General features: G+C 75.7%; 20 protein-coding genes. 7 read left to right on the top strand and 13 right to left on the bottom strand.

Features of this window, described 5'->3' with window-relative positions:
* The first annotated feature begins 171 nt into the window (after positions 1 to 171).
* A complete protein-coding gene (gene cysC, locus ACU610_RS23980) occupies positions 172 to 1,227 on the top strand; it encodes an adenylyl-sulfate kinase (RefSeq protein ID WP_446770193.1) in 1,056 nt (351 codons plus the stop codon).
* A gap of 158 nt (positions 1,228 to 1,385) precedes the next feature.
* Here cysC and ACU610_RS23985 read toward each other — a convergent pair whose 3' ends face one another.
* Genes ACU610_RS23985 through ACU610_RS23995 form a run of 3 tightly spaced genes read right to left on the bottom strand, consistent with a single transcriptional unit; the run spans position 1,386 to position 4,314 of the window.
* Positions 1,386 to 2,627 carry a sulfate adenylyltransferase subunit 1 gene (locus ACU610_RS23985; RefSeq protein WP_446770194.1) on the bottom strand — a complete coding sequence of 414 codons (1,242 nt, stop codon included), beginning with the start codon at positions 2,625 to 2,627 and terminating at the stop codon, positions 1,386 to 1,388.
* Entirely contained in the window at positions 2,627 to 3,541 is a 915-nt protein-coding gene (cysD, locus tag ACU610_RS23990) for a sulfate adenylyltransferase subunit CysD (RefSeq protein ID WP_446770195.1), read from the bottom strand. Before cysD ends, ACU610_RS23985 begins: the two co-directional genes overlap by 1 nt.
* Positions 3,538 to 4,314 (bottom strand): 3'(2'),5'-bisphosphate nucleotidase CysQ, encoded by a 777-nt coding sequence (locus ACU610_RS23995; protein ID WP_446770196.1) that lies wholly within the window; start codon positions 4,312 to 4,314, stop codon positions 3,538 to 3,540. Before ACU610_RS23995 ends, cysD begins: the two co-directional genes overlap by 4 nt.
* A gap of 249 nt (positions 4,315 to 4,563) precedes the next feature.
* Here ACU610_RS23995 and ACU610_RS24000 point away from each other — a divergent pair, with 249 nt between their 5' ends.
* The 4 genes from ACU610_RS24000 (at position 4,564) to ACU610_RS24015 (ending at position 8,771) form a co-directional block, all read left to right on the top strand.
* Positions 4,564 to 5,256 (top strand): 50S ribosomal protein L25/general stress protein Ctc, encoded by a 693-nt coding sequence (locus ACU610_RS24000; protein WP_446770197.1) that lies wholly within the window; start codon positions 4,564 to 4,566, stop codon positions 5,254 to 5,256.
* 11 nt (positions 5,257 to 5,267) lie between these two features.
* A complete protein-coding gene (gene pth, locus ACU610_RS24005) occupies positions 5,268 to 5,900 on the top strand; it encodes an aminoacyl-tRNA hydrolase (RefSeq protein WP_446770198.1) in 633 nt (210 codons plus the stop codon).
* Positions 5,901 to 6,097: 197 nt separating this feature from the next.
* On the top strand, positions 6,098 to 7,585 hold the full coding sequence (locus tag ACU610_RS24010; protein ID WP_446770199.1) for a sugar transferase: 1,488 nt from the start codon (positions 6,098 to 6,100) through the stop codon (positions 7,583 to 7,585).
* Positions 7,586 to 7,784: 199 nt separating this feature from the next.
* A complete protein-coding gene (locus ACU610_RS24015) occupies positions 7,785 to 8,771 on the top strand; it encodes a glycosyltransferase (protein ID WP_446770200.1) in 987 nt (328 codons plus the stop codon).
* An 87-nt stretch (positions 8,772 to 8,858) separates the two neighbouring features.
* Here the strand turns inward: ACU610_RS24015 and ACU610_RS24020 are convergent, their stop codons facing one another.
* The 10 genes from ACU610_RS24020 to ACU610_RS24065 form a co-directional block, all read right to left on the bottom strand.
* Entirely contained in the window at positions 8,859 to 9,797 is a 939-nt protein-coding gene (locus ACU610_RS24020) for a glycosyltransferase family 2 protein (RefSeq protein ID WP_446770201.1), read from the bottom strand.
* On the bottom strand, positions 9,794 to 10,828 hold the full coding sequence (locus ACU610_RS24025; RefSeq protein ID WP_446770202.1) for a hypothetical protein: 1,035 nt from the start codon (positions 10,826 to 10,828) through the stop codon (positions 9,794 to 9,796). Before ACU610_RS24025 ends, ACU610_RS24020 begins: the two co-directional genes overlap by 4 nt.
* Before the next feature lie 71 nt (positions 10,829 to 10,899).
* On the bottom strand, positions 10,900 to 11,907 hold the full coding sequence (locus ACU610_RS24030) for a sulfotransferase (RefSeq protein ID WP_446770203.1): 1,008 nt from the start codon (positions 11,905 to 11,907) through the stop codon (positions 10,900 to 10,902).
* Between the two features lie 5 nt (positions 11,908 to 11,912).
* Positions 11,913 to 13,505, bottom strand: a complete 1,593-nt coding sequence (locus tag ACU610_RS24035) for a lipopolysaccharide biosynthesis protein (protein ID WP_446770204.1) — start codon at positions 13,503 to 13,505, stop codon at positions 11,913 to 11,915.
* Entirely contained in the window at positions 13,486 to 14,373 is an 888-nt protein-coding gene (locus ACU610_RS24040; protein ID WP_446770205.1) for a sulfotransferase domain-containing protein, read from the bottom strand. Before ACU610_RS24040 ends, ACU610_RS24035 begins: the two co-directional genes overlap by 20 nt.
* Entirely contained in the window at positions 14,370 to 15,599 is a 1,230-nt protein-coding gene (locus ACU610_RS24045; protein ID WP_446770206.1) for a hypothetical protein, read from the bottom strand. Before ACU610_RS24045 ends, ACU610_RS24040 begins: the two co-directional genes overlap by 4 nt.
* Positions 15,596 to 17,014 carry an O-antigen ligase family protein gene (locus ACU610_RS24050; protein WP_446770207.1) on the bottom strand — a complete coding sequence of 473 codons (1,419 nt, stop codon included), beginning with the start codon at positions 17,012 to 17,014 and terminating at the stop codon, positions 15,596 to 15,598. The genes ACU610_RS24045 and ACU610_RS24050 overlap by 4 nt, the downstream gene beginning before the upstream one ends.
* Complete coding sequence (locus ACU610_RS24055; RefSeq protein WP_446770208.1) at positions 17,011 to 18,738, bottom strand: Wzz/FepE/Etk N-terminal domain-containing protein; 1,728 nt, start codon at positions 18,736 to 18,738, stop codon at positions 17,011 to 17,013. The genes ACU610_RS24050 and ACU610_RS24055 overlap by 4 nt, the downstream gene beginning before the upstream one ends.
* 139 nt (positions 18,739 to 18,877) lie before the next feature.
* Entirely contained in the window at positions 18,878 to 19,819 is a 942-nt protein-coding gene (locus ACU610_RS24060) for a glycosyl hydrolase (RefSeq protein ID WP_446770209.1), read from the bottom strand.
* A 260-nt stretch (positions 19,820 to 20,079) separates the two neighbouring features.
* The gene (locus ACU610_RS24065) at positions 20,080 to 21,111 is read right to left on the bottom strand and encodes a sulfite exporter TauE/SafE family protein (RefSeq protein WP_446770210.1); all 1,032 of its coding nucleotides are present in this window, start codon (positions 21,109 to 21,111) and stop codon (positions 20,080 to 20,082) included.
* A gap of 195 nt (positions 21,112 to 21,306) precedes the next feature.
* Between ACU610_RS24065 and ACU610_RS24070 the strand changes: the two genes are divergently transcribed.
* Together ACU610_RS24070 and ACU610_RS24075 are read left to right on the top strand one after the other, a co-directional pair.
* Positions 21,307 to 22,248 carry a hypothetical protein gene (locus tag ACU610_RS24070; RefSeq protein ID WP_446770211.1) on the top strand — a complete coding sequence of 314 codons (942 nt, stop codon included), beginning with the start codon at positions 21,307 to 21,309 and terminating at the stop codon, positions 22,246 to 22,248.
* Positions 22,249 to 22,473: 225 nt separating this feature from the next.
* Complete coding sequence (locus ACU610_RS24075) at positions 22,474 to 26,400, top strand: PKD domain-containing protein (protein WP_446770212.1); 3,927 nt, start codon at positions 22,474 to 22,476, stop codon at positions 26,398 to 26,400.
* The last annotated feature ends 87 nt before the right edge of the window (positions 26,401 to 26,487 follow it).

Genomic DNA, 26,487 nt, shown 5'->3' on the forward strand with positions numbered 1-26,487 from the left:
CGTGCCTCCCTGTTCCGTGTCGCCGTGGACGTCGGGCGACGACGGAAGCCTGCGTGCCGCTCCGGGACGGGTCAACGCGCGCTCACCCCGGCGGGTGAGCGGCCGGGCGCGAGGTGCCGGCTCCGCGTGGACGGCGCCGCCCCCGCCCGGAGCCCTGTCAGGATGGCGGGCGTGTCCGCTCGCTCCAGACTCACCGACGTCCAGGTCGCCGCGGTGGCCCGCTACCACTTCGGACTGAGCCCGACGGTGCCCGAGCTCCCGCAGTCCGGGGACTGGGAGGACGCACAGGGAGTGCTCGTGGGCCGGCCGGGCGAGCGTGGCCCCACCGTGGTCGAGATCCCCCGCTGGCAGTCGCCGGGGACCGTGGCGCAGCGGCTCGCGGAGCGGGGGTGGGCCGTCCCCACCGCCTGGGTCGGACGACCTCCGACGGACGTCGCGGAGCTGCCCGCGCAGGTCCTCGCGCTGCTGCCCGTGGCGGGGGCGCCCGCGGACACGGCGACGATCTCCACCACCGCCGCCGCGTGGGCCCGGGTCCGCGCCACCGGCCGGGCGGTCGAGATAGTGCCCGTGCCGGTGACCGCAGCGCAGCCGGAGGTCGGCTGGGCCGAGCTGGCCGAGGCGTACGGCGCGACGCTGCTCGGCAGCCGCGTCGATCCCGAACCGGCCCGCACCGGCGGCGGCGTCCTGTTCTTCACCGGGCTCTCGGGCGCGGGCAAGTCGACGATCGCCGCGCGCGTGGTGGAGCTCCTGCTGGAGGCCGGCCGCAGCGTGACGCTCCTCGACGGGGACGAGGTCCGACACCACCTGTCGGCCGGCCTGGGCTTCTCCCAGGCCGACCGCGACACCAACGTGCGGCGGATCGGCTGGGTGGCCGCGCAGATCGCCAAGCACGGTGGCATCGCCGTATGCGCGCCGATCGCCCCGTACGCCGCCGTCCGCGCCGACGTACGGCACGAGGTCGAGGCCCAGGCGGGCCGGGGCGGCTTCGTGCTGGTGCACGTGGCCACCCCCCTGGCCGAGTGCGAGGCACGCGACCGCAAGGGCCTCTACGCCAAGGCGCGCGCCGGCGAGATCCCGGCGTTCACCGGGATCAGCGATCCGTACGAGGCGCCCACCGACGCCGAGGTCACCATCGACACCACGGGCAAGGACGTCGACGCCTGCGCCCGCCTGGTGCTCGACGCGGTGCTCGCCGGCCCCCTCCAGGCTCCCGCCCCGAGTCCCTGAGCAGTGGGGCCAGGGCGGCCCTCTGCAGGTCGGAGGACCCGTCCTCCCCTCTGAGGACCCCCTTGCCCCCCGCCACTCGCAGGCTCGCGGCGGGACCCTGCAAGGGGCCGTCAGGGCTCGGGGCGGCCCCGGGACGGGGCCGTGGCAGCAGGAGGCTGCTAGAGGACCATCCCGGCGCCGACGGTGGCGTTCGTGGACTCGTCGACGAGGATGAAGCTGCCCGTGGTCCGGTTGACCCGGTAGGGGTCGGTGAACAGCGGTGCGGTGACCCGCAGCCGCAGCCGGCCGATCTCGTTGAGCGCCAGGGTCCTGGCGTCCTCGTCGCGGTGCAGGGTGTTCACGTCCAGCCGGTAGCGCAGGTCCTTGACCATGGCCCGCGCCGTGCGCGTGGTGTGCTTGATCGCGTACTTGCCGCCCGGTCGCATGGCGTCCTCGTGCAGCCAGGCGACCATCGCCTCGACGTCCTGGGAGACGGCGGGCTGGTTGTGGGGCCGGCAGATCATGTCGCCGCGAGAGACGTCGATGTCGTCCTCGAGCCGGACGGTGACCGACATGGGCGGGAACGCCTCGGCGACCTCGCCGTCCCTGGTCTCGATGGCGGCGATCCGGGACGGCAGCCCCGACGGCAGGACGACGACGTCGTCCCCCGGCTTGAGCACGCCGCCGGCGACCTGCCCAGCGTAGCCGCGGTAGTCGTGGTGCGCCGAGGTGTTCGGCCGGATGACGTACTGCACCGGGAACCGCGCGTCGATGAGGTTCCGGTCGGAGGCGATGTGCAGCTCCTCGAGGTGGTGCAGCAGCGAGCCCCCCTCGTACCAGGGCGTGTTGGCCGAGCGGGTCACGACGTTGTCGCCGGCCAGCGCCGACACCGGGATGGCGGTGAGGTCGCCGACGTCGAGCTTGGCCGCGAAGTGCCGGAACTCGGTGGCGATCGCCTCGAACACTCCCTCGTCGTAGTCGACGAGGTCCATCTTGTTGACGCACAGGACCAGGTGCGGGACCCGCAGCAGCGACGCGAGGAAGGCGTGCCGGCGACTCTGCTCGACCAGACCCTTGCGCGCGTCGACGAGGATCAGCGCGGCGTTCGCGGTCGAGGCGCCGGTGACCATGTTCCGGGTGTACTGGATGTGTCCCGGGGTGTCGGCGACGATGAACTTCCGCTTGGGCGTCGCGAAGTAGCGGTAGGCGACGTCGATGGTGATGCCCTGCTCCCGCTCGGCGCGCAGGCCGTCGGTGAGCAGCGCCAGGTCGAGGTACTCGTTGCCGCGCTGGGCGCTGGTGCGCTCCACTGCCTCCAGCTGGTCGCTGAAGATCGACTTGGTGTCGTGCAGCAGCCGGCCGATCAGCGTGCTCTTGCCGTCGTCCACCGAACCGGCGGTGGCGAACCGCAGCATCTCCATCAGAAGTACCCCTCCCGCTTCCGGTCCTCCATCGCGGCCTCACTGGCCCGGTCGTCGGCGCGGGTGGCACCGCGCTCGGTGATCCGGGTGGCGGCGACCTCCTCGACGATGTCGTCGACCGTGCGTGCGGCGGACTCCACCGCGCCGGTGCAGGTGACGTCGCCGACGGTGCGGTAGCGCACCGTGGCCTCGAACGTCTCCTCGCCCTCGAGCAGCGGCACGTGCTCGTTCGGCCACAGCAGCATGCCGTCGCGCAGCACGAGACGTCGGCGGTGGACGAAGTAGATCGACGGCAGCTCGATGCCCTCGCGGCCGATGTACTGCCAGATGTCGAGCTCGGTCCAGTTGGACAGCGGGAAGACCCGGATGTGCTCGCCGCGGTGGTGCCGGCCGTTGTACAGCGCCCACAGCTCGGGGCGCTGGTTCTTCGGGTCCCACTGGCCGAACTCGTCGCGGAAGGAGAACACCCGCTCCTTGGCGCGGGCCTTCTCCTCGTCGCGGCGGGCCCCGCCGAAGGCGGCGTCGAAGCCGTGCTGCTCGATGGCGTCGAGCAGGGTCACCGTCTGCAGCGGGTTGCGGCTGGCCCGGGGGCCCTTCTGCTCACGCACCCGTCCCTGGTCGATCGACTCCTGCACCGAGGCCACGAGCAGCTGCACGCCCGTCTCGGTGACCCGCCGGTCGCGGTACTCGATGACCTCGGGGAAGTTGTGCCCGGTGTCGACGTGCATGACCGGGAACGGGATGCGGCCCGGCCAGAACGCCTTCTCGGCGAGGTGCAGCATCACGATCGAGTCCTTGCCGCCGGAGAAGAGCAGCACCGGGCGCTCGAACTCCGCGGCGACCTCCCGGAACACGTGCACGGCCTCGGCCTCGAGCGCGTCGAGGTGGCTGAGCTCGTAGAGCGACGTCGTCATGCGTGGGTCCTCCCGTCGGTCCGCGCCGGCACCAGCCCCGCGAGGGCGTCGAGCAGCCGCTCGGCCAGCTCGGGCCGGCAGATCAGCAGGTCGGGCAGGTAGGGGTCGGCCTGGTTGTAGGTCAGCGGCGAGCCGTCCAGCCGGCTCGTGTGCAGCCCGGCGGCGCGGGCGACGGCGACCGGTGCCGCGGAGTCCCACTCGTACTGGCCGCCGCCGTGCACGTAGGCGTCCGCCAGGCCGCGCAGCACGGCCATCGCCTTGACGCCCGCCGAGCCCATGGGCACCAGCTCGGCCCCGGACGCCGCAGCGAGGTCCTGCACCAGCGCCGGGGGGCGGCTGCGGCTGACCGCCAGTCGCAGCGGGCCCTCGACGCGCCCGGGCACCGGCGGCGGCGCGACGGTGCCCAGCGTGAGCCCCTCGGCGGGCAGTGCGACGGCTCCGGCCGTCAGCTCACCCCGCTCCCACAGCGCCACGTGCACGGCCCAGTCGACGCGGCCGGGCTCGGAGAACTCCCGGGTGCCGTCCAACGGGTCGACGATCCACACCCGGTCGGCGGACAGCCGCGCGGTGTCGTCGGTGCCCTCCTCCGACAGCACTGCGTCGCCCGGCCGCAGCTCGGCCAGCCGGTCGAGCAGGAACTGGTGGGATCCGGCGTCCCCGGCGTCCTTGAGCGCGGTCGGGTCGGGGAAGTGGCCGGCTCGGACGCCGAGCAGCACGTCGCCGGCCGAGGTGGCCAAGGCGCGGGCGGTGTCGTGGTCGCTGGCTGGGTTCATGTGTCTTCCGTTCGGGAGCGGTGTCCCGATCCTGGGCGACCGCCCGCCGCAGCATCACCCGTCCTCATCCCTTGGGGGCAGTCGTCGGGACTGCGGTACCCTGGGCTGGTTGCCCGGCGAGGGAGACGGTCCGTCCGTGCTCCGTGATCGACGTGCCACGCTCCTGACAGGGGTAGAGCCCCTCCGCGGGCGTGCCGCGCCGTGTGCCGGCCACCCGATCCGGATCCACCCCCTGAGGAGCACACCACCGTGGCTGACTTCCGCCTCGTCGCCGAGGCCCGTACCGAGTTCGGCAAGGGCAGCGCCCGCCGCACCCGCCGGGCCGGCCGCGTCCCCGCCGTCCTCTACGGGCACGGCCAGGACGTCGTGCACCTGTCCCTGCCGGCGCGCGAGTTCGCTGCGGCGCTGCGCAACGGCGGCAGCAACGTCCTGCTCACCGTCGTCCTCGACGGCAAGGAGCAGCTGGCGCTCACCAAGTCCGTGCAGCGCGACCCGCTGACCCGCGTCCACGAGCACGTCGACCTGCTGATCGTGCGCCGTGGCGAGCAGGTCCACGTCGACGTGCCGGTGCACGTGGTCGGCGACGCCGCCGCCGAGACCCTGGTCAGCATCGAGCTGAACACCGTCTCGATCCAGGCCGAGGCCACGCACCTCCCCGAGACGATCGAGGTCGACATCACCGGCCGCGAGGCCGGCCACGGCGTGACCGCCGCCCAGCTCTCCCTCCCGCGTGGCGCGACCCTGCTCACCGACCCCGAGGCGCTGGTCGTCCACGTCATGGCCGCGCCCACGGCCGAGGCCCTCGAGGCCGAGCTCGCCGAGGCCGAGGCCGAGGCCGGCATCGAGCGCGAGGAGTCTGCGGCGCCCGTCGAGGAGGCCACCTCCGAGATCGAGGGCGCCGTCCCGGCCGACGCCGGCGAGAACACCGGCGTCCAGCCCTGAGCACCGGTTCCGTGACCTCCGGGGGCGCCGGCACCGCCGGCGCCCCCGGCGCGTCTCCGTCCGAGGGGCCCTTCCTCATCGTCGGGCTGGGCAACCCCGGTCCGTCCTACGCCGGCAACCGGCACAACGTCGGCGCGATGGTGCTCGACGAGCTGGCCGCCCGCGCCGGGGTGAAGCTGTCCCCCGGCAAGGGGAAGCGGGCGCGGACGCTCATCGGCGAGGGACGCCTGGCCGGCCGCCGAGTCGTGCTGGCCCGGCCGACGTCCTACATGAACGAGTCCGGCGGCCCGGTCCGCGGCCTGCTGGACTACCACTCGATCGCGCCCACCGACCTCGTGGTGCTGCACGACGAGCTCGACATCCCCTTCGCGAGCGTGCGGCTCAAGCGCGGCGGTGGCGAGGGCGGCCACAACGGCCTGCGGTCGATCTCCCGGGCCACCGGCACCACGGACTACCTGCGGGTGCGCGTCGGCATCGGCCGCCCGCCCGGCCGCCAGGACGCGGCCGACTTCGTGCTTAAGGACTTCTCCGCCACCGAGCGCAAGGAGCTCGACCTCCTGCTCGCCGAGGCCGCCGACGCGACCGAGGAGCTCCTCACGCGGGGCCTCGAGGCGGCGCAGAACGTGGTCCACCCCCGCACCTGACCGCGGCCCCGGCCGGGTGAGCCGCCGTCCCCAACGGGTGAACGCGTCCCCCGCGCATTGACCCCGCTCGTGACCCGCCGTGATCGTCGTTTCGACGTCGGGCGCTCCGCCTGGGCGAACTGCCTGGTGACAGGCGGGTCATCGCCCCAGCACGAGTGACACCGACTACACGTTGTCACGCGTGTCCGGGGGGAACCGTGCTGCTCGACCACTCTGCCGTCCGTCTCGGGACGGCGTCCCGCGCTGTCGCCGCACCGCCGTCCACCGCGCGCCGGCCCCGGCTTCAGGCCGGCCGGACGCCCTGGGCCGGCCGGTACTCGCGAGCCCTCACCGCCTTCGAGGCCGTGGCCGCCGCGGTGGCCGGGGTGTGCGTGCTCGGCACCCACCCGGGTGCCTCGCCGACCACCTCGCTGTTCTGGGCGAGCGTCGGCCTGGTCGTCGTCTGGCCGGTCCTGCTGCACGCCACCGGCGCGCACGCCGAGCGGGTCTTCGGCACCGGCAGCGACGAGTACCGCGCCGTCGGCAGGGCCGGCTTCCTGCTGCTCGCCGTCGCCGGCTTCGCCTCCTACGCCGCCGAGCTGGACCTCAGCCGGGCCCTGGTCGTCGGGGCCGTCCCCGCGCTGACCCTGGGCACGCTGCTGGGCCGGTTCGCCGCCCGCCGCGCGCTGCGCGGCCTACGCGTCCAGGGCCGCTGCACCAAGCGGGTCGTCGTCGTGGGCCGCGGTACCGCCGCGCTCGAGCTGGTCGACCGGCTGCGGCGCGAGCCGTTCGCCGGCCTCGAGGTCGTCGCCGCCTGTGTCACCCCCGACGACCGCGACCGGGTGGCCGGCGCCGCCGGCGTCCCCGTCGGTGGGCTGGACGACGTCCTGACCCTGGCCGGCCGCCTCGGCGCCGACACGATCGCGGTCACCTCGGCCAGCGAGACCGCCGCGCAGTACCTGCGCTCGCTGTCCTGGCAGCTGGAGGGCACCGGCATCGAGCTGCTCGTGGCGCCCGGCCTCGTCGAGGTCGCCGGCCCGCGGCTGCACATCCGCCCGTTCGAGGGGCTGCCGCTGCTGTCGGTGGAGCAGCCGCGCTTCCAGGGCTGGCAGCGCGTCGTCAAGGGCGGCATGGACAAGGTGGTGGCCGCGCTGATGGTGCTGCTGATCGCCCCTGTCCTGCTGGGCATCGCCGCCGCCGTCAAGCTCACCAGCCCCGGCCCGGTGCTCTACCGCCAGGAGCGGGTGGGCGTGAACGGGCGGGCCTTCACGATGCTGAAGTTCCGCAGCATGGTCGTCGACGCCGACCGCCAGGTCGGTGCCCTGCTGGCGCACAACATCTCCGACGGCCTGCTGTTCAAGATGCGCGTGGACCCGCGGGTCACCCCGGTCGGCCGGGTGCTGCGCCGGCTGTCGCTGGACGAGCTGCCGCAGCTGTTCAACGTCCTCGGCGGCTCGATGTCGCTGGTGGGCCCGCGGCCGCCGCTGCCCGGCGAGGTCGCCCGGTACGACACCTCGGTGAGCCGCCGGCTGCTGGTCAAGCCCGGTCTCACCGGTCTGTGGCAGATCTCCGGCCGTTCCGACCTGTCCTGGGAGGAGTCGGTGCGCCTGGACCTGCGCTACGTCGAGAACTGGTCGCTGGCGATGGACCTGCTGATCCTCGCCAAGACCGCGCGCGCCGTCCTCAGCAAGTCCGGGGCCTACTGACCGTCCCCCGGCCGACCCCGCGCGCGACGCACGGGCCGGGACGGGTGACGAGCTCCCCCTCGATGGGGTGAGTGATGACGCTCAGCGATGTCGCGCGAGCACCACGGTCCGCGACAGTCCAGGTGAACGAAGAGATCCTCGCCGGCACGTGCGCCGCACCTGGCGACCGCCGGACACGGAGCGTGGTGACGGAGGAGTCATGGCACAGGGTGGGGACGCCGCCGGGACGGTGCTGTTCGTCGCCTCCACGGGAGGGCACCTGGAGGAACTGATCCGCCTGCGTGACCGGCTCGTACCGCGGGTCGGCGACGGACTCTGGGTGACGGCCGAGTCCGCCCAGTCCCGCGACCTGCTGGCCGACGAGCACGTCACCTGGCTGCCCCCCGTGGCACCCAAGGACTGGCGGTCCGCCGTCCGCCTCCTGCCGGCCGCGGCCCGGCTCCTGCGCGAGCAGTCGGTGGACATGGTGGTCTCGACCGGCGCGGCGATCGCCGTCCCCTTCGCGCTGGCCGCCCACCACGCCCGGGTGCCGATGCACTACGTCGAGAGCGCGGCGCGGATCTCCGGCCCCAGCCTGAGCGGGCGCCTGTGCGCGCTGGTCCCGGGCACGCGCGTGTACGCCTCGCACCGCAGCTGGGCCGACGGCGCCTGGGCCTTCCACGGCTCGGTGTTCGACGGCTTCGAGCCGGCCGACCCCGTCGGCGTCCCCGCCGGCGGGTTGCGCCGCGTCGTCGTCACCCTCGGCACCCAGGCCGGCTACAGCTTCGCGCGGGCCCTGCGCGCGGTGAAGGCACGGCTGGCGGACGTGTGCGCCCCGGACGCCGAGGTCCTCTGGCAGGCCTCGGCGGAGGACCTGGCCGTCGCCGGTGTCCCCGGCCGGGCGCTCCTGCCGCCCAGCGAGCTGCGGGCGGCGCAGCGGGAGGCGGACCTCGTGGTCACCCACGCCGGCGTCGGCTCGGCGCTCACCGCGCTGGAGACCGGGCGCTGCCCGCTGCTGCTGCCCCGCCGTCGGTCGTTCGGCGAGCACACCGACGACCACCAGGTGGAGATCGCCCGCGAGCTGGCCGCCCGAGGACTGGCCGTGCACCGCGAGGTCGCGGACCTGGACGCAGCGGCGCTGGTCAGCGCGGCCGCGGCGCGCACCCGCCGGCTCGTGACGCCGGCGGACTACCGCCTGGCCGCCTGACGCCGAGCGGCGCGCGTCCCACCGCGGGCCGGGCTCCGCCGAGGAACCGGCACCGGGACGCAGCGGGCACCCACGGGCACCCGAGGGTCAGATGCCCCGGCCGCGCCGGTTGAGCGTGGACAGGACCCGCTCGGGTCCGACGAGGTGGGCGGCGACGGCCAGCGCGATGAAGGCGCGCGGCTCGCACCAGCGGCGGCGCACCGCCCGGCCGGCCCAGCGGCTCGCCGCGCCGCGCCGGCCGAGGGCGGCGCTACCGAACGCCAGCTGGCCGAACACCCGGGCGGCGCCGCGGTCGTCGCCGGCGATGCCGGGGTGGCGCTGGAGCATGTACTCCAGGGACGCCACCAGGGTCTCCCACCGGCGGGAGAAGAACGACGTCCGGCCCCACCGCACCCGCACCAGGGGCTCGTCGACGTGCTCGATGGGGGCCAGCTCCGCGGCGCGCAGCAACAGGTCCCAGTCCTCGTTCTGGCTGCCGGGGATCCCCTCGTCGACCAGTCCGAGACGGCCCAGCAGCGCCGACCGGCGCAGCAGGAGGGTCGAGCTGTGCAGCATCGCCATGCGGCTGCGGAGCAGGTCCGCGTGCCGCACCCGGTCCGTGCCGGCCAGGCGGGGGACCTCGACGGTGTCGTCGTAGACGACGCAGATCGCCGTGGTGACGACGTCGGCCTCGGGGTGCCGAGCGGCCCGGTCGAGCTGGGCCCGCAGCTTGCCGGGGGTCCAGACGTCGTCGTCGTCGCAGAAGGCCACCCACTCGGTGTCCAGCGCGAGGACGCCGGTGTTGCGCGCGCCGGCCAGCCCCGGCGTGCGGTCGTTGGCCACCACCCGCACCCGGCGGTCCCCGCTGCCCAGCTCCTCCAGCGACCGGTCGGGGGTCGCGCGGTCGTGGACGACGACCACGTCGAGGCCGGCCTCGACGTCCTGCGCGAGCACGGCCCGCAGGGTCTGCCGCAGCAACTCGGGGCGGTCGTGGGTCGGCACCACCACACCGACGGTGGGCCGGGGGAGGGGGACGGGCGGGGTCATGACCGGGCCTGCTCCTTCGGGCGGCGGAGGTATCCGTAGCGGGCGAGCAGCGGCAGCGTCAGCAGCGACACCAGCAGGCGGCGGCGCCGGGGCAGCCGCTCGCGCCACACGTCGTCCCGGCGCAGCCGCAGCGGGCCGGTGGAGAACCGGACCGGGTTGCCCGAGACGGTGTGCGAGGACCCGAGCTGCACTCCGCCGTCGGTCACGAAGTCCAGGCCGCCGTCGGCCAGGTCGAGCCCGGCGAAGCCGGCGATCCGGCCGAGCACCGTGCGGGGCTCGGCCACGAAGTCCTCGTAGCGCAACAGGCGACGGGCGGTGCCGAGCCAGCCCAGCAGTGCCAGGCAGAGGTTGTGGCCGGCCCAGAGCACCGCCGACCGGGCGGGGGAGTAGCGGGTCATCCGGTCCTCGCCGGTCGTCGCCTCGGGGCGGCGCACGTCCTTGGTCCAGGAGTAGGCCACCCCCCGGCTGTCGCGGACGACGTGCAGGACGCGCAGGTCGACGTCCGGCGACGTGCGCAGGCAGAGGGCCAGGGAGGAGTGCTTGCTGGAGTCGATGACGACGGCGCCGCCGGTCGTCGCGGCGATCGCCCGGTACAGCCGGACGAAGGCGGTCACGTACTCGTCGAGCTCGGCGCGGCGGCGGCCCAGCGACCAGGGGGCGACCAGCTGCGGCACGAAGCGGATCCGGTCGACCCGGGTCCGCAGGTGCAGCATCCGCTCGGCCAGCTCGGGGGTCCAGCCGCCGAACGCGCGGGCCCCGACCTCGGTCCAGAAGGGACAGTGACCGAACGGCTCCCCGCAGCCGCACGTCTCGTCCTCGAGGACCCCGCGCTGCCAGAGGTGCACCAGCTCCCCGACCGCGCAGGTACCGGGGAGCTCGCCCAGGGCGCGCTCCAGGACGGTGGTGCCGCTGCGGCCCAGGCCGCCGAGGAACAGCACGCGCGGCCGGCCGTCGGCGGCGGGTGCCACGGACGGCGCCGCGACGGCCCGCCCGGGAGGTCGGGCGGAGTCGTGCGCAGGAGCGACGGTCACCTCCCGAGGATCCCAGCTCGGAGCCGCTCGGTGACCCTGCGTCACCCCCAACGGGTGAGGGTGCACGACGCTCACCCGGCCGCGCGCGTCGAGGCCGGCTCGACCCGCGCCGCAATCCGGGCCGCCACGGGGGCGGTGAGCTCCCGCACCCGGGCCACCTCGGCCTCCGACAGCCGCTGCCGGTAGGTCGACAGCGCCGTCGTCGCGCCCATCGGCCGGTAGGCGGTGCGGGACAGCCCCCCGCGCAGCGACCAGCGCATCGCCCCGTCGGCCGCACCGGCCTTCTCCGTGGTGGCCGCCCGCACCCGGCCGGCGGCCCGGTCGGACCAGGTCAGGCCGAGCGACCCGTACAGGTCGGCGAACCCCGCTGCCGGGTCCGCCACCAGGGACTCGTAGCTGACCAACCGCACACCCGGCAGGTCGGCGAAGGCCCGGTCGACGACGTCGTAGGTGGCCTCCCACAGCAGCGCGCTGCGGGCCAGCCAGTCCGGTGAGCCGACCAGCGCCCGCATCCGGTCGACGTAGGGAGCCAGGTGGTCGCGCACCAGCCGGGGCTGCTCGAGCAGCTCGTGGAAGTGGATCCGCCAGCCCAGGGCCCGCCAGCTGCCGACGAAGGCCACCGGGTCGCGCACCAGCACGACGGCCTGGCACCCCATCTCCTCGACCAGCCAGCCGGTGGAGAAGACGGCGAACGGATCGTCGAGCATCGCCCGCCGGCCGCGCAGCCGCCCGAGCGTGAAGGAGGTGCCGTACTTGGCCGCCCGCGCCAGGTCGTAGGCCGACCGGTTGCGGCGCAGCTCGGCTCCCAGCCGGTAGCGCAGCGCGAGCGTGTCGGTGAACGCCCGGCGCCACGGGTCGTCGTCCTCGGCGCTGATGTACTCGAAGCGGTGGGTCACCGGGGCGTCGAGGACGCCCGGGGAGTGCCCGGGCGGGTGGCGCGGGTTCAGCGGCTCGTTGACGTACACCACCTCGCCGGAGGCCTCGAGCATCTTGCCGACCCAGCTCGTGCCGCTGCGCGGCAGACCGGTCACCAGCAGGCCGCCGGAGGCGGGACGGGGAGCGGGGGACGGGTGGTCCACGGGAGTCACCTTCCTGGGTCGCACGGGGTCGGGGTGGGCAGGCCGCGGCGGGCGGGCCGCTGCCCGCGCAGGGCGTCGAGGGCGAGCACGGCGCGCCACCGCCAGCAGCCGGCGGCGAAGAGCACGACGCCCAGGGCCGTGGCCGCGGCCGTGGTCGCTCCGCCGCCGGGGGCCGCGCGGGCGAGCAGCGGGAGCAGCCCGAAGCAGGCGGTGGACAGGGCCACCGCGACTCCGGTGCCGGCGCCGAACGGGTGCAGCCGCAGGCCGTGCCACACCTGCGCCAGCGGGAGCAGGTTGTTGACCAGGATGGCCGCCGCCCAGCCGATGGCGGCCCCGAGTAGCCCCAGGGGCGGGATGAGCAGCACGTCGACCACGACGTTGACGACCAGCGCGGTCAGCGAGTTGCCCAGGTTCCAGCGGGTGCGGCCGGCCATGAGCAGCACCACGTCGACGGTGCCGACGGCCGAGGCCACCAGCATCGTGCCGGCGAGCACCACGATCACGGACACCCCGGCGTCGTAGCCGCTGCCGAACAGGTCGAGGAAACCGTCGGCGTGGGCGGCGACCAGCAGGTAGAGCGGCCAGCACAGCAGCACCAGCCAGCCCGTCGCCGTCCGGTACACGGCGGCGGCCGACGCCCGGTCGCCGAGGGTGAGCAGCCGGCCCAGGCGGGGCTCCACGACGCCGGCGATCGCCTGGTTGGCGAACTGGCCGGCCACCAGGAACCGCGTGGCGGCCGTGTAGACGGCCGCCTCCGCGGGCCCCGCCAGCACGCTCAGCAGCACGATGTCCAGCCGCTGCAGGGCGAGCTGGACCACGCTGGTGAGGGCCCGGGGCGCGGTGAAGGACCAGAACTCCCGCCACGGCCGGGCCCCGGCCGGGAGCGCGGCCGGAGCGGTGCGCCGGTGCAGCCGCGCCAACCACCAGCCGGCGAACACGGCCGACACCACCCAGGGGGCCGCCCAGGCGGTCGTCAGGGCCGCCACCGAGCCGCCGGCCGCCGCCGCGACCGTGACGGCGGCCAGCTGCAGCGTCGGCCGGCCCACCCGGTCGAGGGCCACGGTGGGCAGGATCGTGCCGTAGCCGCGGGTGCCGGCGACCAGGGTGTCCGAGACCGTCGTCAGCGGCAGCAGCAGGGCCAGCACGCGGACCGCGTCGACGGCCGAGCCGGGGGACCCCGTGCCGAGCAGGCGGGCCAGCGGCTCCGCGGCCAGGGACAACCCGAGGGCCAGGACCACGCTGAGCGCCACGACCGGGGTCAGGGCCACCCGCAGCAGGTCCGGGACCCGCTCCGGTGCCCCGAGCGCCCGGGCCCGGGACACCGCCCACACGAGGCCGGTACCGGTGCCGAGGCGGGCGACGACCTCGGCGAGGAGGAACAGCGACGTCAGCGTGAAGAACGTCCCCGCGACGTCCTTCGGGAGGACACGGGTGACCGCCACCACCAGCAGCACACCGGCCACCGCCGACACGGCGGAGCCGGCCAGGCTGAGCAGGCTCCGGCGGGCGAGGCCGGCCAGCCCGTGGCGCTCGGCGGGTACCGCCCCGGAGGCCGGGGACCCCTGCGCCGGCGGCGCCTCAGCGAGCGGAGAGGTCACGCCCACCCCAGCTGACCGGCCCGCCCAGCCAGGCCGCGAGCCGCTCGTCGTGCGCGGCGAAGTGCTCCTCCAGCCGGGCCCGCAGGTCCTCGGGCATGGGCGAGCGCGGCCGGGCGTTGTGCCGCTCGAAGACGGGGTAGCCGGCGTGCGGCAGGCCCAGGAACTGCAGCACACCGTCGTAGACCCCCTCCGGCTCGGTGAAGAACCGGTGGCTGTCCACCACGTGCATCCGCTCGCGGCCGAAGACCGCCTCGAGCCGCTCCAGGTGCTCGGCGTAGTGGCCGCGCTGCAGGTAGCCGTGGTGCTGGTGGCTGTGGCTGGTGTAGTCCGGGTCGGCCGCGATCCGCTCCGCCTCGCCGGCCAGCCGCGACTCCTCCAGCGCCAGCGCCGTCGCGAAGTCCTCGGTCTCGAAGCCGCGCGCCAGCTCGTGGGCATGGGCGGAGTAGGCCCGCTCCACCGGGTCGCGCAGCAACACGACGACCTTCACCCCCGGCAGGTCGCGCGCGATCCGCTCAGCGGCCAGCGGGTGGAACATGTAGTAGGGGCTGGACTCGAAGGTGACCGGCCGGATCCCCGTCCGCCGCGCGACCCGGGCGGCGGTCGCCTCCAGCGGGAAGTGGCCGCGGTACCAGCCCATGCCCCGGGAGTACGCGGTGTCGAAGTAGTGCACGCCCTTGTGCAGCACCGGGGGCAGGACGGCCGGGTGCTGGCGCAGGGTGCGGTACATCGACGTGGTCCCGCACCGCTGCCCCCCGATGATGAGGAAGCCCGGCGTCATGCGGGCGCTGCTGGTCAGCCGGCCGGCGGTCCGGGCGACCGCCCGAGCCGTGCGCTGGGCGGTGACCGAGCGTCGCAACGGGTTGGTCATGCGTATTCCCCCTCCAGAAGCGAGACGCCGTCGCTCAGCGCGGGCACCAGCCACGCGCCGACGTCCCCGAGTCGTGCACCGGCCTCCTGCTGGCGGTCGGTCAGGTAGCGCACGGCGAGGTCGACGCCGTACAGCAGCGCGGTGACCAGCGCGGCACGCGCCGGCACCCCGAGCGGTCGCAGCCGCCCGGCGGCCTCCGCGATCATCCGCCGGGCCGAGGTCGCCGGGTCGCCGCCGCGCGGGACCAGGTCGGTCTGCAGGCCGTGGTGGAGCAGGTCGAAGCCGACCGGGATCCCGTGCCGGAACCGCTCCCAGTCCCACACCAGCAGCCGGTCCGCCACGGCGGCGGTGTTCCACGGCGTCCAGTCGCCGTGCGCGGCGCCGACCGACAGCCGCACGTCACCCGTTCCGCCGTCCAGCCGCCGCACCACCTCGGCCAGGCGCGCCGCCGCTCCGCCCGGCGGCAGCCGGTGCAGCCGGGCGGTGAGCTCCTGCCGGAAGGCCGAACGGGCCAGCGGGACGCCGTCCCGACGGCCGATCGCGGCGACCTCGCCCACGGCCTCGACCAGCCGTGCGGCGGTGAGCGGGCGGCGGCCGGACTCCACCGGCAGGGCCGACTGGACCAGCAGGGACCGTCCCCGCCAGGTGCCGAGGTGGAGTACGCCGGGCACGTGGACGACCCGGGTGTCGGCGCCGGCCAGCTCGTCGAGGGCGGCCGCCTCCGTGCGCACCAGCGCGTCGGTGAGGTCGTCGACCGCCAGCTTGGCGTAGGCCAGGGTCCGCCCGTCGGGGTCGAGCAACTGCAGCACCGGCTTGCGGTTGGCCCGCGGCGGGGTGATCGCCATGCCGACGGTCAGGTCGCAGCCCAGGACCTCGCCCAGGTACGCCGGCAGCGACTCCCCGGCGGACGCGGAGGCGGGCGTCCGGACGAGCAGGCGGTCGCGGGCCACCAGCGGCGCCAGGCCGACCCGGAGGCCGAGGGCCAGCGCGGACGCGGCCAGCCGGACCCGCGCGGGTCCGCCCTGCCCGTGCTGGCGGACCGCCGCGGCCGCCGCCCGCCGTCCGACGGGGGCCAGCAGGCGCGGGCGGCTGCGACTGGGCAGCAGCAGGAACTCCTCGCCGAGGGTCGGCCGACCGCGGGCCGCCCGCTCCACGGAGACCTCGTGCGGCGCCGGCCACAGGGTGGCGGCGACGTCGCCCAGCAGGGCGACCCGGTCGTCGGTCACCGACCGCCCTCCGTCCGCGCGGCGCCCGCGGCCTGCGGTGCAGGTGTGCCGGCGGCCCGGCGGACCTGGTCGTTGCGCCACAGCAGGGCGATGCCGAGGAAGGTGACCAGCAACGGCACGACCAGCGCGTTGTACAGGAACATGTAGAGCAGCGGCAGCACGACCGCCAGCGTCGCGGCCCACCCGACGGCGCTGCGGTCGCGGCGGAACGCCCACAGGACCCGCAGGTGGAAGCCGACGTACAGCGCCGCCCCCACGACGCCCTGCGCGATGAGCAGCAGCCACAGCTGGCCGGTGCTGCCCAGCGTGGCGTTCCCGCAGTTGCCGCACTCCGCGTTCCGGCCGACGGCGATGGAGTTGCTGCTCCCCAGCGCCCGCCGGGTGGAGCCGAACCCCAGCACCGGGGAGTGCTCGGTCACCTCGAGGGTCCGCTCGATGGTGAACGCCCGGATCCCGTCGCTGTGCGGGTTGTCCAGCCGCCCGGCCACCACGCCGGTCAGTGGCGAGGCGACCACCAGGACGGCCGCCACCGCCAGCCCCACGAGGAGTGCGACGAGACCGGCCAGGTGGCCGTTGCGCGCTAGCCAGGCGACGGTGACCAGCACGGTCACGCCGAGCCCGATCCACACGCCCCGGTTGAGGGAGTACACGACCGGCACGACCCCCAGGGCCAGGACGGCCAGCCCGGCGAGCCGGCGGACGCCGGGGCGGGCCAGCCAGCTGACCGCGAAGAAGCCGAGCAGCAGGGTGAAGACGTAGCCCCAGATGTTGGTGTAGCCGAAGGGCGCGGCCGGGCGGCCGGACACGTAGCCGAGCACCTGCTGCAGCTGGGCGGCGGTGGGGTGCACGAGGTTCTGGACGAAGGGGTTCTCCGCCGCGGCCCGCGGCAGGACCCACTCCACCGGCGAGGTGAACTCGAAGGTCGGGGCGAAGGTGCCGAGCAGGCCGCCGGCGACCACGACCGCGAAGAGGAACCCGAGCTCGCGGACCAGCCGGGCGCGGGGGTGCTCCTCCTCGGTCAGGTTGCCGGCGTACAGCAGCGCGACGGCGACCACCAGGTAGCCCGCGAGGTTGAACGCGACCGAGACGACCCGCTCGTAGGCCGCCCCGGGCAGGGTCCCCGGCGGGTTGACGCCCAGCATCACCGTGCTCGTGGCGACCCACAGCAGGAACAGCAGCCACAGGCCGAAGCCCGGGGGGACGAGCACCGGCCGCCGCCGCCACAGGTGCACGGCCATCGGGACGGCGAGCACGAAGACGATCAGCGTGCCCAGCCCCAGGGCCCACCACAGCGGGTAGAGCAGCAGCAGCGCGGACAGCGGCCAGCCGGGTCGGCGGCGTCGCGGTGCCGACCCGGGGACGAGGGCCGCGGTCCCCCCCGCGGCCGCGGCCTCCGCCAGTGCGGCGGGGCTCATCGCAGGGCGGAGTCGCGCGGGCCCGGCCGTGCGGGGGCCGCGGCCCGGCCGGCCCCGGCGGGCACGCGCCCGTCCGCCCGGGCGCCGCGCTCCGGAGCTGCGGCCTGCCGCGCCCGGCGAGCCCCGCCGCGGGCGGCGCGCCCGGTGAGCACGGCGCCCAGGACCGGCCGGTGCACGGCCTCGAGACAGTCGAGCGCATCGGTCACCTCGCGCGTGACGGTGACCTCCGGCTCGACGACCAGGAGGGCGGCCTCGGCGACCGGAGCCAGGGTCTGGGCCTCGAGGCTCTGCGTCGTGGCCGGCGCCGCGATGACGACGACCGACGCCGTCCCCAGGAGGCGGTCGACCAGGACGCGCAGTCGGCGGGCCTGCAGCAGGGGCTCCACGCGGTGGGGGTCGCCGCCGGGGCCGAGCACCCGCACCGCGGGCAGCCCGGGCAGCGGCCGCAGCACGGCGTCGAGCTCCTGCCGCCCGGCCAGCACGTCGACCAGGCCGGTCGACGGGGAGTCGCCGAGCAGGTCGCCGGCCGTGGTGCCGTGGACGTCGGCGCAGACCAGGACGACGTCCTCGCCGCCCCGGGCGAGGGAGGCCGCGAGGTTGGCCGCGACGGTGGCGCCGCCCCCGCGCACGCCGGCGACCAGGACCACCCGGCGGGCAGAGCGCTCCAGGCCGGCGGTCACCAGGTTGCGCAGCCGGACGTAGGCCCGGCCGTCGGCGCCCACCGGGGGCGCCAGCACCACCTCGGCCTCGCGCAGCTCCCCGGGGAGCACCGCGGCGGTCGGGACGCCGGTGCGCCGCCGCAGGTCCTCGGCCGTGCGGATCCGGTCGTCGGCGCGGTGGCGCAGCGCGCCGATGCCGAGGCCGGACAGCAGGCCGAGGAGCGTGCCGGCGACGACGGTCAGCGGCAGGTCGGGGCTGCTCGGCGACAGCGGCAGCGCCGCCTGGGTGATCACCCGGCCGGGGGTGATCGGGGTGGCCCGCACCTGGCGCTGCTGGCTGCCCAGGTCGGCCAGCTGCGTGTTCAGGGCGGCGACGCGCTCGTCGGTGCGTGCCCGCTGCGGGCTGTCGGCCGGCAGCGCCGCGCCGGCCGACACGACCTCCTGCAGCTCGGCGGTCAGGGCGTCGATCCGCGCCTGCAGCGCCTGGACGTCCGTCTCCTGGCCCTCCGCCGCGGCGGACCGCCGGGTCTCCAGGTAGGCGCGGGCGAAGGCCTCGGCACCCTCCTGGGCTCCCTGGGCGGTGGGGGCCACGAACGAGATGGTGAGGATCTCGGTGTTCGGCGGGACGGTGACGGTCACCCGGTCGGCGAGGTCGGCCACCTCCTCGGCCGGCAGGTCGAGCAGGTCGGCGGCGGTGGTGACGGTCTGTGTCGCGATCACCAGCTGGGCCTCGGTGTCCAGGTTGATCCCCGACTGGCGGCTCGACGTGTCGGCGCCGGGCGTGGTCGCGGTGACCAGGACGTTGGTGTGCGACGTGTACGAGCGCGGGGCGACGAGGAGGTAGCCACCGGCGAGCAGGGCCCCGAGGACGGTGAGGGCCGCCACGACCGCCCACTGTCGGCGCAGCATCACCGCGTAGTCGCTCAGGTGCATCGCACCGGCGGCGTTCTCGCTCGGCATCAGGTCCCGTTCCCCCTCGCTCGTGGCCGCCGCCGTCATCTCGCGGCGCGGCGGCTCGTGCGCAGGCCCGCGCTCGAGCGGGCCCGGCAGGGGTGAGTGCAGCACCCACGGACCGGGCAGGGGCACCCTGCGGGCAGGTGGCGCCACCCGGACGGGGGAGGACGGAGCCGTCCCGACGCGAGGCCGCGCGCGGGACGGCGCGGGCCCCCGACCGGCCGGTCGGGGGCCCGCGGGGGGAGGGGTGTCAGGCGGTGAAGTGGGTCAGGTCGCGGGCCATGGCGCCGTAGGCGTCAAACTCGGCGCGCTGGGTCAGCGTCCAGGAGCAGTCCTGGTTGGCGGGGTTGGTCGGACCGCGGTTGAAGTAGAAGGCGGCCGACACCACGTCCCTGTTGGCCACCAGGTACGCGTGCGCGTTGGCCAGCCACTGCCCGCGCCGGGGGTCGGGGTCGGCGCCGAACTCGGGCAACGAGGCCTGCTTGCCGTGCGCCCGCGCGAACGCCAGCACCGGGTCGATCAGCGTGCTCAGCTCGACCCAGCGCCCGCGGCCCTCGCCGCACTCGGCCCAGTTGTAGGCGTCGGCGCCCACGTCGTCGACCCAGGCGTCGCCCGGGTACCAGGCCGCGGCGGAGCGCCGGTCCCCCGGCGGGGCGGTGAACGCGGAGGCCGTCATCTGCCAGGTGAACCGGACGTTGGTGACCCCCTCCGCCCGGAAGACGTCGACGACGCGGCGGAACGCGGCGACGAACTGGTCGGCGTCTCCGTAGCCGCTGCTGGCGCGGGCCTCGGGCTCGTGGTGGTAGGCGACCAGGACCGGCCCCGGCCGGTCCCGGAGCGTCCGCGCCCAGCGGACCATGTCGGCGTGCAGCGGCGACCCGGGGCCGGCCGCGGCCACCTCGCGCCAGGGAGCCTCGGCGCGGACGCTGATCATCCGCCCCTCGGGCACGGGCTTGTGGAACCAGGAGTAGGAGTGCACGGCCAGCGGGGCGCCGATCTGGCGGGACAGTTCTGCCACCTGGCCCACCGCGCCGAGGTGGATGGGGGTCGCGGCGGAGGCGGACGGGGCACCGCACAGCAGCACGCCCAGGGTCGTGGCGAGCGCCGTTCCCGCGGACAGCACCCGCCGTCGGGGATGGGCCCGGAGGAGCCGGGGGACGGCGGCGGGCGGGCGGGGACGCGCCGGAGGCATCGAGGAGGACTCCTTCATCCAGGACCGCTGCCCGGGTACGGGTCGGGCCGAGGCCGGGAAGGAGCCCAGAGCGCGTCGAGGGTGCGGTACCCCGGCCGGACGGCCACCACCGGACGGTGCTGGTCACCGGCTCCCGGGCGTGCCGGGTGGCACGACCGGGACGCAGCGGTGGCCGTGCGGGCCCCGGGGGGTCCGGGGCGACGGTCCGCGCCGGCCGCCCGGAACCGTAGCCCCTGTCGCCGGGGGCGGGAAGCCCCAGGTCAGCCGCGGGGTGCCGCCGTCACCGGTGTCGACCGGGAGGGGACACCCACCGCGCCCGAGGAGTCCGCGCGCCGCCGCTCCCGGGCCTGGGCCAGGATGCGGGCGCGGGCGGGCAGGCCGTGCCGGTTCCGGGCGAGCATCCACAGCAGCGGGCCGATCACCACCACCGTCCCGAGCGTGCCCACCATCGCCAGGTCCGGGAGCTCGAGCAGCTTGAGCCCCGAGGCGAGCAGGACCAGGGCCAGCGCCCGGCGGACCAGGCCGCCCGGAGCCCGGGAGGACAGCCGCGCGCCCAGGTACACCCCCGGCAGGCAGCCCACCAGGAGCGAGGCGGTGAGGTCCAGGCGGAAGTCGCCGAACAAGAGGTGACCCAGCGCCGCGGACGCCACCAGCGGCACGGCCTGCACCAGGTCCGTGCCGACCAGGCCGGCCGCGGACAGGCGGGGGTAGAGCACCAGCAGGGCGATGATGATCAGCGAGCCGGACCCCACCGACGTCATGCCCACCACCAGGCCACCGACCACGCCCACCAGCACGGTGGGGACCGGGCGCAGCCGCAGCGGGCCCGCGAGCGGTTCCGTCGGCGGGGCGACCACCTCCCCGGCCCGCCGGGTCGCCCGCTCGGCGGCGCGCCGGCCGCGCGCCACCAGCGCCTGGTAGGCGCGCACGATGAGCCCGATCGCGGCCAGGAGGAGGGCGATCCCGAGCGCTGTCTTCGTCCCGTCCTGGACGGCCGCCGACGACCCGAGCGCCCGGATGACCAGGACCCCGCAGAACGCCGCCGGCACCGAGCCGAGGCAGAGCAGGCCCACCAGCCGCAGGTCCACGGTGCCCCGCCTCAGGTGGACGCCGGCCCCCACCGGCTTCATGACGGCGGACACGACGAGGTCGCTGGACACCGCCGCCACGGGCGGCACGTTGAAGAAGAGGACGAGCACCGGCGTCATCAGCGCGCCGCCCCCCATCCCCGTCATGCCGACGACGACGCCGATCAGCAAGCCGGCCACGATGAGCGTGAACTGCAGGTCCATGCGTTCCCCCGGGATCTCCACCCGACGGTGTCGGGTGCCGGCCGACCCTACGGACGGCGGCCGCGGGTCCCACCTGCTCCTGGCCTCGCCCTCACCCGTACGGGGCGGGACCGGTCGCGGCCGGCCGGCTCCGGCCCGGCGGCGGCTAGCCTGCTGCGGCCCGGACGACGGACGAGCCGGGCGGGCACGGAGGGGGTGGCGGCTCTGGGCAGCGCGGGACGCCGTCGGCTGTCGCTGCTGGTGGCGCTCCTCCTCGCCCTCCTGCCGGGTGGGAGTGCAGTGAGCGCCCAGCGGCCCGCCCCCGCCGAGGACTGCCTGGCCGTCGGCGCCTACGTCGCGCCGCCCGAGGGAGGCGACCCGCAGCGCGCGTTCCGGGACGCCGGTCGGCTGATGGGCCCGCTGACCGTGCGCCGCAGCTTCGACGGGCAGTTGCCCGCGTCCTTCGCCACCTCGGCCGCCGCCGGGGACCGGGCGGCGGGCGTGCGGTCCTTCGTCTCCTGGAAGCCACCGGGGGGTGACGTCCGCGGCGCGGCGGAGGGTCGCTACGACGACCGGGTCGCCGCCTGGGCGCGCAGCGTGCCCGGGACCGGCGTGCACGCCACCGCCGTCCACGAGCCCGAGAACGACATGGCGGCCGCCGACTTCGTGGCGCTGCACCGCCACCTGTACTCCGTCGTCAAGGCGGCCAACCCCACCATCCGCTGGGGACCGGTGTACATGGCGTACTGGTGGGACCCGGCGCAGCCCGACCACTACGTCGGGGACCCGGCGTCCTGGTGGCCCGGGGCCGACGCCGCGGACTTCGTCGGCCTGGACTGGTACGGCATCCGGCCCGAACCCATGACCGCCGACCCGTCGTTCCTGCACTGGTACGAGCAGATGGCGCCGACCGACCTCCCCCTGCTGATCGTCGAGTACGGGCAGTACGCCGTCCGGCCGGGGGAGACGACACGGCCGGAGCTGGAGCGGGCGAGGGCGGCGGCCATCCGTCGGGACGCCGCCTGGATCGCCCGCCACCCCCGCATCGACGTCTGGCTCTACTGGCAGGGCAGCGGCCCGAACGGTGACTGGCGCATGCGGGACGCGGCCTCCCTCGCGGCCTGGCGCGAGGTGGCGGCCGGCGGCTGCCCGGCCTGACGCCCGGGGTTCCGGGGGCGGCGATCCCGCCCGTGCCGGGAGGACCCCGCGGCTCCGCGGTGACACACCGTGACGGTCGGGCGGCCACGGCGTCGGCTCCCACCCGATCGAGCGGTTACGACACGCGAGCATGGACCGCGACGACCACTCTCTGTGACTCTCGCGTCGAACTGGGGGCTCGACGACACGGGGGAGCCCCTCCTCGCGGAGGGACGTACGGGGGACATGGTCAGGTTCTTGAGGCTGGCGTGCGCGGTCGTGGTCAGCGCCGTGCTCGCCTCCCTCGTGCAGGGCACGGGCACGGCATCGGCGGCGCAGTCGCAGGGGGCCGTGGTGGCGGCGGTGCCGTCGACCACCACACCGCAGGTGCTCGACAACACCGTGCTCGACTTCGAGCAGGTGGGCGACCGCATCGTGGTCGCGGGGTCGTTCACCCGGGTGCGGGACGCCGTGGGTGGTGCGGAGTGGGCGCAGCCGTACGTGTTCGCCTTCCACGCGGCCACCGGGGTCCTCGACCGGTCCTTCGCCCCCCAGGTGGACGGCGTGGTCCGCGCCCTCGCCGCCGGGGCGGACGGCACGGTCTACCTGGGTGGCTCGTTCCGCACCGTCAACGGGCAGAAGGCCCGCAACGTCGCGCAGGTCTCCCTGGCCACCGGGCAGCCGACCGCGTTCCGTGCGCCCGCCGGCAACGGCGCGGTCAACGCGCTCGCGCTCTCGGGGGGCCGGCTGTTCGTCGGCGGCTTCTTCAACACCATGGACACCACCCCCCACGGGGGGCTGGCGACGCTGGACGCCACCACCGGCGCCCTCGACGAGTACCTGGGCGTCGACGTCACCATCAACCACTCGTGGCCCACGGGCACGGCCCGCGGCTCGGTCGGCGTGAAGGCCCTCGACATCTCGCCCGACGGGTCCCGGCTGGTCGCCCTCGGCAACTTCAAGCGCGCAGACGGCCTCCTGCGCGACCAGGTGGTGTCGATCCTGCTCCAGCCGGGCGGCGCCGAGGTCGACCCCGCCTGGCGGACCCGCGTCTTCGAGCCGATCTGCGTCCCGGACAAGTTCGACTCCTACGTGCGGGACGTCCAGTTCTCCCCCGACGGCTCGTTCTTCACCGTCGTCAACACCGGCGGCGGGTCCACCCCCAACACCCTGTGCGACACCGCCACCCGGTGGGAGACGGCCGCCAGCGGGGACGACGTGCGGCCGGCCTGGGTGGCCTACACCGGCGGGGACACGCTGCTCTCGGTCGCCGTCACGGACGCGGCCGTCTACGTCGGGGGCCACCAGCGGTGGCTGAACAACCCGCGAGGCGTCGACGCCGCCGGGCCCGGCGCGGTGCCGCGGCCGGGCATCGCCGCCCTCGACCCGCGGACCGGCCTGCCGCTGGCCTGGAACCCCGGCCGCAACCCGCGGGGCTTCGGCGTCGAGGCGCTGCTGGCGACGCCGTCCGGCCTCTACGTGGGCATGGACACCGAGTACTTCGGCAACTACACCCACAAGCGCCCACGGCTGGGCTTCTTCCCCCTCGCCGGCGGCTCGGTGCTGCCCGCCGAGGAGACCGGGGAGCTCCCGTCGGGGGTCGTCCTGGCGGGTCGGACCAGCAGCTCGCCCGGGGTGAACGTCGACGACGTCCGCAGCCGGTCCTTCGACGGCACCACGGCGGGGCCGGACACGGTCAGCCTGACCTCGGGCACCGCCTGGAGCAGGGCGCGGGGGGCCTTCCGCGTCGGCTCGACGGTCTACTACGGCTACCCCGACAGCGCCGGCAGGTACGTCCTGTTCAAGCGCAGCTCCGACGGGAAGACGTTCGGCCCGGCCACGCAGGTCGACCCGTACAACGACCCCTACTGGAGCACGATCAACACGCGCCGGCCCGACGGCACGTACGTCTCCTACCGCGGGGTCGTGCCGACCTTCCACAGCCAGCTGTCCACCGTGACGGCGATGGCCTACCGCGACGGGCGGCTCTACTACACCCGCTCGGGGTCGACGCAGCTGTTCTACCGGTACTTCTCCGTCGACAGCGGCGTGGTGTCCGAGGCCGAGTACGTCGCGGCCGCCTCCGGGTTCGCCGACACCGGCGGGCTGATCCTCTCCGGGGACGTGCTCTACGTCGCCAACGTCCGCACCGGTGACCTGCGCCGCACGGCCTTCGTCGGCGGCGCGCCCAGCGGCACCGCGACCCTGGTCAGCGGCCCGGCGCGGGACGGCCGCGACTGGCGGGCCCGGGCGGTGTTCCTCGGTGCACCGCCCAACCAGGCGCCGGTGGCCACCGCCGCGGCGTCCTGCCTGGACCTCGTCTGCACCCTCGACGGCCGGGGCTCCACCGACCCCGACGGGCGCGTGGCCTCCTACTCCTGGGACTTCGGGGACGGCACCGTCGCCACCGGCGCCATCGCGAGCCGGGTCTACGCGGCGGCCGGCGCCCGGACGGTGCGGCTGACGGTCACCGACGACGACGGCGCGACGGCGCAGTACACGCTCGACGTGACGGTCGTCGCCCCGCCGGCCGACGCCACCGGGATCGCCTTCCGCGGCAGCGCCACGCGGGCGACCACGTCGGCGACCACCCTGCCGGTGGTCACCGTGCCGAGCGAGGTGCAGGCCGGGGACGCGCTGGTGCTCGTGCTGTCGCAGAACGCGGCCGTGGCGGCCACCACCCCGGCGGGCTGGACGCTCGAGGACACCCAGGCCGCCGGGCAGCTGACCACCCGCGTCTACTCCAAGGTGGCCACGGCCGCCGACGCGAGCAGCCGGGTGACGGTGCGGCTGAGCGCCTACGCCAAGGCCACGCTGCAGCTGTCGGCCTACTCGGGCACGTCCGCCACCGACCCGGTGGTCTCGGTGACCGGCCGGGTCGACCTGGGCGGCACCGCGCACACCACGCCGTCGGTCGACGCCGCGGCCCGCAGCTGGGTGGTGTCGGTCTGGTCGGACAAGCAGGGAGCCGCGCGCAGCTGGACCGCGCCGGCCGGGGTGACGGTGCGGGACAGCCGTCCGGGCGCCGGCCGGGGTGACGTCGCCACGCTGCTGGCCGACTCGGGTGCGGCGATGCCGGCCGGGCCGGTGGGTGGGCTGACCGCCACGGTGCCCGCGGGCAGCGCCCAGGCGACGGTGGCCACCCTGCTCCTGGCCCCGGCCGACGCGCCGACCGGCGGTGACGAGCCGACCGGCGGGGACGGCACGACGGGCGGGGACGGCACGACCGGCGGCGACGGGACGACCGGCGGCGACGGGACGGCCCCGCCGGCCAACGCGGCACCCGAGGCGGTGATCACCTCCTCGTGCGCCGAGCTGGTCTGCTCCTTCGACGGGACCGCCTCCACCGACGCCGACGGCACGGTCGTGTCGTACGCGTGGGACTTCGGTGACCGGCAGACCGCCACCGGCCCGAAGCCGGAGCACTCGTACACGGCAGCCGGTGACTTCGTGGTCACCCTGACCGTCACCGACGACGACGGCGCGACCGCGAGCGTCACCTCCACGGTGCCGGTCGCGGCCGCCCCGCCGCCGGCAGCCGAGGGCATCGGCCTGCGCGGCAGCGCCGGCACCGCCGCTCGGGTGGTGACCCAGGCGACGGTCCCCGTGCCGGAGTCGGTGCGGCCCGGTGACGGCCTGGTGCTCGTGCTGTCGACCAACTCGACGGTCACCGGGACGGTGCCGGCCGGGTTCACCCAGGCCGCGTCCGTGACGGCGGCCGGGCTGAACCCGACCACCCAGGTGTTCTCCCGGGTGGCCGGAGCCGGCGACGCCGGCTCGACGGTGACGGTGACGCTGAGCGGGACGGCCAAGCTGACCCTCCAGTTGCTGGCCTACTCGGGCACCGCGGCCGCCGGGCCGATCGCCTCGGTGACCGGCGCCGAGGACGGTGCCGGGACGGCGCACACCACGCCGCAGGCCACGGCGGCCGAGGGCAGCTGGGTGCTGTCGGTGTGGTCGGACAAGCAGGCCGAGGCGCGGCAGTGGTCACCGCCGGCGGGCGCGTCCGAGCGCAGCAACGTTGCCGGCGTGGGGGCAGGCGACATCGCCACCCTGGTCGCCGACAGCGGCGGCTCGGTGGCGGCCGGGCCGGTCGGCGGGCTCACCGCGACGGTCCCGACCCCCAGCAACCGGGCGACCGTGTTCACCATCGTGCTGGCCCCCGCCGGCTGAGGACGACCGCAGGACCGCGGGCCCCCGACACCGGTGTCGGGGGCCCGCGGTGCGTCCGGGGCCGGGGCGGCGACCGAGCCACGCGGA

The sequence above is a fragment of the Geodermatophilus sp. URMC 61 genome (assembly GCF_052931555.1).